Raw genomic sequence first — 8,694 nt, forward strand, 5'->3', positions numbered from 1 at the left:
GGCCGTGGTCAGGCCGTGGCCGGTGGGAGTTCGACACGGACGGTGAGGCCGCCGTCCGGGTTGGCGCGGGCGTCGGCGGTGCCGTGGTGGGCCAGGGCGATCGAGTGGACGATGGCCAGGCCGAGGCCGTGGCCCGCGCGGTCGCTGGCGATGCGTGAGCGCTGCCGGTAGAAGGGCTCGAAGAGCCGCTCCGTGGTCTCGGCGTCCACCTGCGGCCCGGTGTTCTCGACCTCGAGGACGATCACGCCTTCCCCGTGCGGGCTGTCGCGGTGCACGGCGATCTCCATCCGGCCGCCCGGGTGGTTGTAGGTGATCGCGTTGTCCAGGAGATTGGCGACCAGGCGGCCGAGGAGCGCCGCATTGCCGCCGACCGCGCAGCCGGTCTCGGTGTCGGCCTCGACGGTGATTCCGCGCTCGGTGGCGGCGGTGGTCCGTTCCGCGGCGCCGTGCCGCGCGATCCGGCCGAGGTCCACGGGCGCGCTGTCGAACGGCACGTGTTCGGCGCGGGCCAGTTCCAGCAGGGCCTGGACGACGGCGATATTGCGTTCGTTGGTCTCCACCAGCATCGGGGTCAGCTCGGCGAGTTCGGATCCGCCGGGTTCCCGGGCGGCGACCTGGAGGACGGCCCTCGTGGTGGCGAGCGGAGTGAGCGCGGTCGGGCTCGGGCTCGGGTACGGCGTGGGCCGGGGCGTGGTGGAGGGCGGCGGAAATGGCGGCGCGGGCACCGACGGGGTCCTGCCTGGCGGTTCCGTCGGTGGACCGGCGGCGGGGCCGAGTTCGTAGGCGGGGACGTAGCGGATGCCGATGTGGATGATGGCGACCATCAGCGCGGCGACCACCGCGAGGGCGCCCGCGAAGCCGGCGAAGAGGCGGCCGTGGATGCCGAGGGTACGGCGCCGCCCGGGGCGGGTCACCGGCTGCCGAGGTAGTAGCCGGCGCCGGTCGCGGTGTGCACGAGCTGCGGGGTGCCGAGCTTTCTGCGCAGGGTGTGAATGACCAGGCGGACCGCGTTGGTGAACGGGTCGGCGTGTTCGTCCCAGCCCTTCTCCAGCAGATGTTCGGCGCTGAGGACCGCGCCGTCGGCGCGCATCAGCAGTTCCAGAACGGCGCATTCCTTCGGGGCCAGCCGCACCCGGCCCCGGGCCAGCAGCGGGACGACCGGCCGCTGGACTTCGTCGTCACGGGTGTCTACAGGAGCGGCACCGCCGACACCGGCCAGTACGTGCCGGCGATGATGGACCCGGCGAACCGGATCTACGTCACCGCCGACGGCGCCAGCAGGCTGCTCGGCAACGGCACGGGCAGGGACGGCGTCGTCAAGACGGCCACCCTCACCCTCCGAGACCCGGGCGACCTCGACCGGCTCAGGCACGCCGCGAAGGCGGCGCTCGCGCCCTCGCCTGCGAGGTGGACATTCTCTTCGCCGACGAGCCGGCCGGCCGCCTCGATCACGAGACCGCGGCCGACATCGTCGCCGTCTTCCGCCGGCTCGCGCGCGACGAGGGCACGTGCGTCTTCACCGTCACGCACTCGCAGCAGGTCGCCGCCACCGCGTACGAGGTGCTGCGGCTGAAGCGGGGCAATCTCAGCCGTCAGTCGCGCGGTGCGCCGGCACATGGACGTGGACGGTGTCCATGACGGCGACGCCGGGCACGGCGAGGATGTCGTCGAGGTCGGCGAGGAAGTCGCGCAGCCGCTGTTCCTCGGCGATGAGGACGACCGCGACGGGTGTGCGGTCGCGCAGCCGGGACGGGTGCTCCTGGTGGACGTGCAGGTGTCCGCCGAAGCCCTCGATCGCCGCGAGGGCGCTGGCCCCCGGCAGGCCGGCCCGGCGGGCGCGGTGCACGATCTCGGCGTGGACGGGCCGGTGGTGCCATATGGCGCCACCGGTCAGGTGGACGGTCAGTCGCGCGGCGGGACCCGCGGGAAGGCTCATCGCTTCTCCTCGCGGTCGCCTGCGTCGTGGACGTGGCGGACCACCTCGACCTGGTCGAGAGCGGTCACACCGCCGATGCCGAGGTCGTCGAGCCGCGGCAGGAACGCCCTGACCGCTTCCTCGGTGTCGACGATGACGACGGCCACCGGCAGGTCCTCGCTCAGTGACAGCAGCCGGTTGGTGTGCGCGACGGAGGAGGCACCGTATCCCTCGATGCCGCGGAAGACGGCCGCTCCGGCGAGACCGGCCTGTCGCGCGCGCTGCACGATCTCGTTGAACAGGGGCCTGTGCCGCCAGGTGTCGCTCTCGTTGACGATGATGGTGACCCGTAGGGCGGGTCCTGTGACCTTCACTGGTGCCTCCGTTCGACGGAGCGCCGGCCGCGGCGCCGGCCCGATCCGCATCGCCGCCCGGGGTGACCGGGGCGGCGGGTGCCACCAGAATCCCGCTGCCACGCCCTTGTACCCACCAGGCGCGGCGGACGTCATCCGAGGTGGAATCGGAACGACGACCGCCTCCGGTCGCCCGCGCACGTCTCGGGTGCGTCCCGACGTTCGCCGTACTACTCGCTCGGCGAGCCGGGCGTATGCCGGCCAGGTCGGGAATTGCGCGGTGCCGGGCCGTAACCGCCTTCCGGAGCAGGGGCACGGCTGCGGTGACGCAGCCGCCGCAGGCGCGCGGTCAGCAGCCTGATCACCGGCGTCCGCTGACGATGGGCGCTCTCGTACCGGACGAGCTGCTCCAGCTCGTCCTCCTCCATCGCCCCGATGCTTCCTTCGATGCTCACCCGCGGGAGATGGTCATAATCGTTCAGCGGGAGATCTTCCTGATCAGCGACTTTTCTCTGACGCTCGTCCGGCATACCGCCGTCACCCCCAATGATGTCGTGGTGCCGGATGCCCTCAGCAGAGCAGGTCAAACAGGCGTACGAACGATGAGGTCGGCCGCTGCTGTGTCCAGGTCTCTATGGGCCGCAGGGGCGGGAGCCGGGTTCGGCGGGGTCGACCCGTCCGCGAGCGATGGCGGTCGCGCCGACGGGTAGTCGCTTCGTACCGTTCGATCGTGTGGGAGGCGTTATGTCGGCACAGGAGCTGTACGGCGATGTCGAGCGCGAGGTGGACGCCCACGGCGGCCGCCTGTGGCAGGTGGCGCTTCGGCTGCACGAGCACCCCGAACTCGCCTATGCGGAGCACGACGCCGCGCGGCTCCTCACCGGCGAGCTGACCGGCGCCGATTTCGACGTCACCATGGGCGTGGCCGACATGCCGACCGCATTCGTGGGGCGAGGCGGTTCGGGACGGCCGACGGTGGCTCTGCTCATGGAGTACGACGCCCTGCCCGGACTCGGCCACGCCTGTGGCCACAATCTGATCGCCGCGGCCGGGCTGGGCGCGGCGATCGCCGCTCACACGGTGGCCGCACGATACGGGGTGCCGGGCACGGTGCTCGCGGTCGGCACGCCCGCGGAGGAGGACGGCGGGGGCAAGGTCGCCGAAGTCTCGGCGGGCGTCTTCGATGACGTGGACGCCGCCCTGATGGTGCACCCGGGCGTACGGAACCAGATACGGGCGCCGCTGACGGCGCAGGTTCAGGTCCGGGCGCGTTTCCACGGGCGGGCCGCGCATCCCACCGGAAACCCCGGAGAGGGTATTGATGCCCTCGCCGCACTGGTGGAGACCTTCAACCTGCTCGGCGCGGTCGGCCGCCGGTTTCCGGCCGGGTCGCATGTGCAGGGGATCGTCGTCGACGGCGGCACGGCCACGAACATCGTCCCCGACCACGCGGAAGGGCTGTTCGGCTGCCGGGGGCTCACGACGAGCGCCCTGGACGATGTCGTCGCCGACGTCACCCGGTGCGCGCAGGCCGCGGCGGCAGGTCTCGGTGCGAGCGTCGAAGTGGACCGGGTGGGCAACGGGTACCGGCATTTCAGCGACAGCACGCCACTGTCCGCCCGGTTCGCCCAGCACATCAGCCGCAGCGGCATCACCTTGACCGACTCTGAGCCGAACACCTACCTCGGTTCGTCCGACATCGGCGATGTCAGCGGAAAGGTGCCGGCGATCCACCCCTTCGTCGCGATCATGGACTCCGACGGGTCCGACCACACCGCCGCGTTCGCCGCGGCTGCGGCAAGCGACCGCGGTCGCCGGGCGATGCTGGCGTCCGCTAAGGCCCTCGCCTGCCTGGCCGTCGACATCCTGCTGGAGGAGAACGTGAGGGACGAGGCATGGGCATGCCTTCGGGCCGAGGTGCGGGCCGCCCCGGCCCGAACCGGGGTGTGAGCACGGCATCGGCCGGGGCCTCCCGCAGCGGCTATTTCCTGGCGCTCTGCACGGCCAGCGGGTCCCGCGGTGCCTCGGTCTTCGCCGCTTCCATCCGTTCGCCGAGGTCCTTGAGCCGATTGCGGCCCATGGCTTTGCGCACCTCGGGGAACCACTCCTTCTCCTCCTCCTCGACGTGGTGCCGCACGTTCTCGATGAGAACGGTCATCTTCGCGTCGAAACGCTCGTCCGACGCGTCGAGGCCGGCCAGCTCCGACAGCATCCACACCACGACGTGATGTTCCTCGACGCTCTCCAGGACGTGATCCTTCGTATCGGGCGCCGCTTCCCTGGCGGCGGGATAGAAGATCTCCTCCTCGATGAACGCGTGGACGGTCAGCTCCTCGATCACCTGGCCCGCGATCTTCTTCTTCGTCTTGACCGCGTTGTCGCCCGCGGCCTCGAACTTCTTGAACAGCTTCTCCACCGTCTTGTGGTCTTCCTTGAGCAGAACGATCGCGTCCACGACAACTCCTGACGAAGCGGGCCCGGCGAGAAACCGGCTGCAGTCCTCCCTTCCCCCGATCCCCCGAAACCTCTCACCCGGCGGAACTGATGCCGCCCCCATGCCTGACCGCTTTCCGGGTACTCGGTCCGCAAGGGGCACGTAATGAGTGCCGAAGAATGCCGCCATCGACAAGAGAAGGACAAGCTGTGCTCAAGGCCATCGCTGATGTACTGGGAAAGATCGGCAGTGCCATCGCCACTGTCGTCACGCTGCCTTTCCGTGCCGTCGCCCGTCTCTTCGGCGGCGCGTCCGACTCCGCCCACGGCCACCACTGACAACCCCGCCGACTGGTGAGCATGACGACAGGCGTGACGCTCGGGGTGGAGGAAGAATTTCTGCTGCTCGACCGCCGGACCGCGCTACCGGTGCCGCGCGTCGGCCGACTCCAAGCGGCAGCAGACAAAGAGCCGCGGCTGGAACACGGGGACGTCGACAGTGAACTGCTGCAGGCCCTGGCGGAAGTCGCGACCCCCGTCTGTTCCGATCTTGGGGAGGTCGCCGCGCATCTGGGGCGGTTCCGGCAATCGCTGAGTGCCGCGGCACGCCGGGTCGGCTGCCGGCTGGCCTCAACCGGCAGTGCGCCCCTCATGGCCGAAGCGGCCGTGCCCGTGACGGGCACGCGGCGGTACCGGGAGATGCGTGCGGACGCGGCACGGCTGGTGGATGAGCAGCTGATCTGCGGCATGCACATACATGTCGCTGTTCCTGACCGCCAGGCGGGAGCCGCCGCGCTCGGCCGGCTGCGGCCGTGGCTGCCGGCGCTCGTGGCCCTGGGCGCCAACTCGCCGTTCTGGGACGGACATGACACCGGCTTCGCCAGCTGGCGCACCGTCGTCTTCGGCCGGTGGCCGGTCAGCGGGCCTCTCCCCTTCTTCTCCGGCGCCCACGCCTACGAGGAGTCGGTGGCCGCTTTGCTGGGCAGCGGAGTGATCACGGACCGGCACCAGCTCTATTGGCATGCCAGGCTGTCCGAGGAATACCCGACTCTGGAAGTGCGGGCGCCCGACGTGCAGCTGGACGTCCCGAGCGCCGTCACACTCGCGGGCATCGCCCGCGGACTGGTCGTGACCGCGCTGCGCGAGGACTCCCGGGGAATCCGCCCACTGGACCCGCCGGCCGCCCTCCTCCAAGCAACAAGCTGGCACGCCGCCCGCCATGGGCTGACCGCCGACCTGGTGGACCCGCGCACCGGCACCCCCTTCCCGGCAGCCGACGTGATCGACGCCCTGCTCGACCGCATCACACCCGCTCTCAAAGAACTCGGCGATGTCGAGCGGGTGACAGCGGGAGTCCAGCAGCTGATCACCGGCGGCACCGGGGCGGAAAGGCAGCGGGCCGCGCTCGCTCACGGCGGTACGGAGAACCTGCTCGACCTCATCGCGCCCGAGGCACCCGAGCCGAACGAGACGGCACGACCCGAAAACTAGTCCCGCAATATGTCGGGCACCCACGGCGACGAATTTCCAGATCCGCGACGGCAAGGCCCGGATGCGCGCCGGGGCGAGACTCCAGCGCGGCGGATGGCCGCCCGCCTGTCAGCGGCCCAGCGCTTTACGGAGTTCCTGCTTGTTCATACGGGAGCGGCCCTCGATGTTCTTCCTCTTGGCCTCCTCGTAGAGCTGGTCCCGGGTGGGGCCCTGGGCGCCCTGGTGGGAGCGCTCGCCGCCGCGCTGGGAGGCGGACTTCGGGTCCTTGGTGGACGTGCGGCTCGCGTTCTTGGACTCCCCGGAACGGGCGCGTTCCTTGTTCACGGTCCGCGCCGCGATCTCCTTTGCCCGGCCCTCGGACTCGCCGCGTTTCTTCGCGCTTTCCTTGATGTGTCCGTACTGCCGTTCCCGCTTGGAACTGGATCCTGCAGGCATGGTCGCGCTCCTTCTCGCCGGGCCTTCCCTGCCGGCGTGTCCGGCGGGGAGTTTCCGAGTTCCCACCTCACGGCATTCCAGTCCCGGCGGCCACCTGTGTACGCCCATCGGCGTCCGTGCGTGCTGTGATCCACCGGACGGGGAGCCGCCGGTGGCCTGCCGTCGCCGTCCGCGGAAGCGAACCGCCCTGCGTCCGCTGGGCAGGGAGGGCAGAAGAGAGGAATCGACGTTGCGACGGCACGCAAGAGCGGAGCCCGAGCCGGATCGGACGGAGGCAGCAGGTGTTCGAAGGGTTTCAGGACAAGCACGTCGGCGTCGGTGAAGCATCGGTGTTCGTGCGCTTCGGTGGTGACGGGCCGCCGGTGGTGCTGCTGCACGGCCATCCCCGTACGTCGGCCACCTGGCACCGCGTCGCACCGCGGCTCATGGCCGCCGGCCGCACGGTGGTCTGCCCCGACCTTCGCGGCTACGGCCGCTCCCGCGGGCCGCGCTTCACAGCGGATCACACCGGCTACTGCAAACGGGCCGTCGCCGCGGACATCGTGGCCGTCATGCGCGATCTCGGGCATCGGCGGTTCGCGGTCGTCGGGCACGACCGAGGGGGCGCCGTGGCGCTGCGTCTCGCGCTCGACCACCCCGACGCCGTCACCCACGCGGTGTTCCTGGACTGCCTGCCGGTCAGCGAACACCTGTCGCGGATCACCGCGACGTTCGCCACGCAGTGGTGGCACTGGTTCTTCTTCGCGCAGCCAGGCATCCCCGAACGGGTGATCAACGCCGACCCCGACAGCTGGTACCACGCAGATCCCGAGACGATGGGCCGGGAGAACTACCAGGAGTTCCGGCGGGCCACCCGTGATCCCGATGTGGTGCGGGCCATGCTGGAGGATTACCGCGCCGGTCTGACCCTCGACCGGAAACACGAGGAAGCCGACCGAGAGGCCGGCACACGCGTCCGCTGTCCGGCGCTGATGCTCTGGTCACTCCAGGACGATCTGGAAGATCTCTACGGCGACCCCCTCGCGATCTGGCGCAACTGGGCCACCGACGTCCACGGCCACGGCATCGACTCCGGACACCACGTGGCAGAACAGGCCCCCGCCGCCCTGACCTCCGCCCTCGCGGACTTCCTGCCACGAGCGCGCTGACCCGAGGGTCCGTCACCGGCACGCGGGCGCCGAGGGCAGTTCGCCAGCGACGGTGGCCCGGACGATCGCCTCGGTGAAGCGCTCCATGCCGAACAACGTCCCGTCGGTCATCCGCGCTTCGGTGACGCCGTCGGTGTACAGCAGGACGCGGCCGCCGGGCAGGAGCCTGGTCTCGTTGATCTGCCGTGGTCCCGCGCCCAGTTGGGCCGCGATGCCGAGCGGCGGTTGAGGCGGGCTCGCGAGTGCGTCCGGGACCACCTGGTGGTTGCGGATCAGCAGCGGCGGCGGGCGGGGCGCGAACGTTTTGCCGGCCCGTCGACCGCAGTGCCGTCCTGGTGTCAGGCGGCGTGGACTCGGGCCCGTCGGTGACCGACCGGGGTACGGGGTTGGGGCGGCCGGTCCGACGGGGCCGCGTCCGTACCGGCCATGCCGGCCAGGCCGAGCAGCGGGCCGGTGCCGGTCAGGTCGAGCACGCGGCGCACGGCCGGGCTGACGTCGGACAGGCGCAGCGTCGCGCCGGTCCGGTCGGCGACGGCGCCGGCTTTGAGCAGGGCGTTGAGGCCGGTGCAGTCGAAGAAGTCCACCCGGCTCAGGTCCACCTCGAGCCGGTCGCACGCGCGCAGCACATTCCCGGTCAGCGCCCGCCCGAACGTCTCGGCGTTGGCATGGTCGATCTCGCCGCTGACCGTGGCCCACACAGCACCGTCGGCGTGCGTCAGGTGCACGATCAGGCCGCTGGACGGATGGGTGATCACCTGAGGATTCGGTGCCGCCTCGGCTCCGGCCCCGGGAAAAGGTCGTCGCTCTGCTGCGGACATCTCAAGGCCCTCTCTCATCGGCGTGCGGCGTCCCTCTCATGCTGGCCACCGACCGGGAGGCACGTCAAGTAAAACGTGAATGAGAATTCATCCTTTGCGGA

General features: G+C 70.7%; 13 protein-coding genes and 1 pseudogene. 5 read left to right on the forward strand and 9 right to left on the reverse strand.

Annotated features, from left to right (window positions below; all coding sequences use genetic code 11):
* Positions 1 to 8: 8 nt before the first annotated feature.
* Both BM076_RS34495 and BM076_RS37135 read right to left on the reverse strand, forming a co-directional pair.
* A complete protein-coding gene (locus tag BM076_RS34495) occupies positions 9 to 914 on the reverse strand; it encodes a sensor histidine kinase (protein WP_093717724.1) in 906 nt (301 codons plus the stop codon).
* Positions 911 to 1,132: pseudogene (locus tag BM076_RS37135) on the reverse strand (winged helix-turn-helix domain-containing protein); the annotation flags it as partial. The pseudogene BM076_RS37135 and the gene BM076_RS34495, both read right to left, overlap by 4 nt.
* Positions 1,133 to 1,407: 275 nt before the next feature.
* On the opposite strand from BM076_RS37135, the gene BM076_RS34505 reads away from it, so the two are divergent.
* Entirely contained in the window at positions 1,408 to 1,638 is a 231-nt protein-coding gene (locus BM076_RS34505) for a P-loop NTPase family protein (protein ID WP_245796663.1), read from the forward strand.
* Here BM076_RS34505 and BM076_RS34510 read toward each other — a convergent pair.
* The 3 genes from BM076_RS34510 to BM076_RS36320 all read right to left on the reverse strand — a co-directional run bounded on the left by BM076_RS34510 (position 1,586) and on the right by BM076_RS36320 (position 2,798).
* Entirely contained in the window at positions 1,586 to 1,936 is a 351-nt protein-coding gene (locus BM076_RS34510) for a DUF190 domain-containing protein (RefSeq protein ID WP_093717725.1), read from the reverse strand. The two genes, BM076_RS34505 and BM076_RS34510, sit on opposite strands and share 53 nt — an antisense overlap.
* The gene (locus BM076_RS34515; protein WP_245796664.1) at positions 1,933 to 2,289 is read right to left on the reverse strand and encodes a DUF190 domain-containing protein; all 357 of its coding nucleotides are present in this window, start codon (positions 2,287 to 2,289) and stop codon (positions 1,933 to 1,935) included. Before BM076_RS34515 ends, BM076_RS34510 begins: the two co-directional genes overlap by 4 nt.
* A 209-nt stretch (positions 2,290 to 2,498) precedes the next feature.
* Positions 2,499 to 2,798 (reverse strand): hypothetical protein, encoded by a 300-nt coding sequence (locus tag BM076_RS36320; RefSeq protein WP_143120724.1) that lies wholly within the window; start codon positions 2,796 to 2,798, stop codon positions 2,499 to 2,501.
* A 214-nt stretch (positions 2,799 to 3,012) separates the two neighbouring features.
* Here BM076_RS36320 and BM076_RS34525 point away from each other — a divergent pair, with 214 nt between their 5' ends.
* Entirely contained in the window at positions 3,013 to 4,218 is a 1,206-nt protein-coding gene (locus BM076_RS34525; protein ID WP_093717728.1) for an amidohydrolase, read from the forward strand.
* Positions 4,219 to 4,249: 31 nt separating this feature from the next.
* On the opposite strand, the gene BM076_RS34530 is transcribed toward BM076_RS34525, so the two are convergent.
* The gene (locus tag BM076_RS34530; RefSeq protein WP_093717729.1) at positions 4,250 to 4,723 is read right to left on the reverse strand and encodes a hemerythrin domain-containing protein; all 474 of its coding nucleotides are present in this window, start codon (positions 4,721 to 4,723) and stop codon (positions 4,250 to 4,252) included.
* Between the two features lie 188 nt (positions 4,724 to 4,911).
* Here BM076_RS34530 and BM076_RS38105 point away from each other — a divergent pair, with 188 nt between their 5' ends.
* Together BM076_RS38105 and BM076_RS34535 are read left to right on the forward strand one after the other, a co-directional pair.
* Positions 4,912 to 5,040, forward strand: a complete 129-nt coding sequence (locus BM076_RS38105) for an LPFR motif small protein (RefSeq protein WP_265737128.1) — start codon at positions 4,912 to 4,914, stop codon at positions 5,038 to 5,040.
* A gap of 21 nt (positions 5,041 to 5,061) precedes the next feature.
* Complete coding sequence (locus BM076_RS34535; RefSeq protein ID WP_093717730.1) at positions 5,062 to 6,192, forward strand: carboxylate-amine ligase; 1,131 nt, start codon at positions 5,062 to 5,064, stop codon at positions 6,190 to 6,192.
* Positions 6,193 to 6,300: 108 nt separating this feature from the next.
* Here BM076_RS34535 and BM076_RS34540 read toward each other — a convergent pair whose 3' ends face one another.
* The gene (locus BM076_RS34540; protein ID WP_093717731.1) at positions 6,301 to 6,627 is read right to left on the reverse strand and encodes a plasmid stabilization protein; all 327 of its coding nucleotides are present in this window, start codon (positions 6,625 to 6,627) and stop codon (positions 6,301 to 6,303) included.
* A 281-nt stretch (positions 6,628 to 6,908) separates the two neighbouring features.
* Here BM076_RS34540 and BM076_RS34545 point away from each other — a divergent pair, with 281 nt between their 5' ends.
* Positions 6,909 to 7,775 carry an alpha/beta fold hydrolase gene (locus tag BM076_RS34545; RefSeq protein ID WP_093717732.1) on the forward strand — a complete coding sequence of 289 codons (867 nt, stop codon included), beginning with the start codon at positions 6,909 to 6,911 and terminating at the stop codon, positions 7,773 to 7,775.
* Between the two features lie 12 nt (positions 7,776 to 7,787).
* Here the strand turns inward: BM076_RS34545 and BM076_RS34550 are convergent, their stop codons facing one another.
* Both BM076_RS34550 and BM076_RS34555 read right to left on the reverse strand, forming a co-directional pair.
* Complete coding sequence (locus BM076_RS34550) at positions 7,788 to 8,117, reverse strand: SpoIIE family protein phosphatase (protein WP_093717740.1); 330 nt, start codon at positions 8,115 to 8,117, stop codon at positions 7,788 to 7,790.
* Positions 8,114 to 8,530: an STAS domain-containing protein gene (locus BM076_RS34555; protein ID WP_177246759.1), complete on the reverse strand. Its 417-nt coding sequence runs from the start codon at positions 8,528 to 8,530 to the stop codon at positions 8,114 to 8,116. Before BM076_RS34555 ends, BM076_RS34550 begins: the two co-directional genes overlap by 4 nt.
* Positions 8,531 to 8,694: the final 164 nt, after the last annotated feature.

It is taken from the genome of Actinacidiphila alni, assembly GCF_900112845.1.
Lineage (GTDB): Bacteria > Actinomycetota > Actinomycetes > Streptomycetales > Streptomycetaceae > Actinacidiphila > Actinacidiphila alni.

Excerpts from the sequence above, each read along its gene's own strand:
- BM076_RS34535 (WP_093717730.1), top strand. The coding sequence starts at position 5,062 with ATGACGACAGGCGTGACGCTCGGGGTGGAGGAAGAATTTCTGCTGCTC.
- BM076_RS34510 (WP_093717725.1), bottom strand. The coding sequence starts at position 1,936 with ATGAGCCTTCCCGCGGGTCCCGCCGCGCGACTGACCGTCCACCTGACC.
- BM076_RS34525 (WP_093717728.1), top strand. The coding sequence starts at position 3,013 with ATGTCGGCACAGGAGCTGTACGGCGATGTCGAGCGCGAGGTGGACGCC.
- BM076_RS34540 (WP_093717731.1), bottom strand. The coding sequence starts at position 6,627 with ATGCCTGCAGGATCCAGTTCCAAGCGGGAACGGCAGTACGGACACATC.
- BM076_RS36320 (WP_143120724.1), bottom strand. The coding sequence starts at position 2,798 with ATGCCGGACGAGCGTCAGAGAAAAGTCGCTGATCAGGAAGATCTCCCG.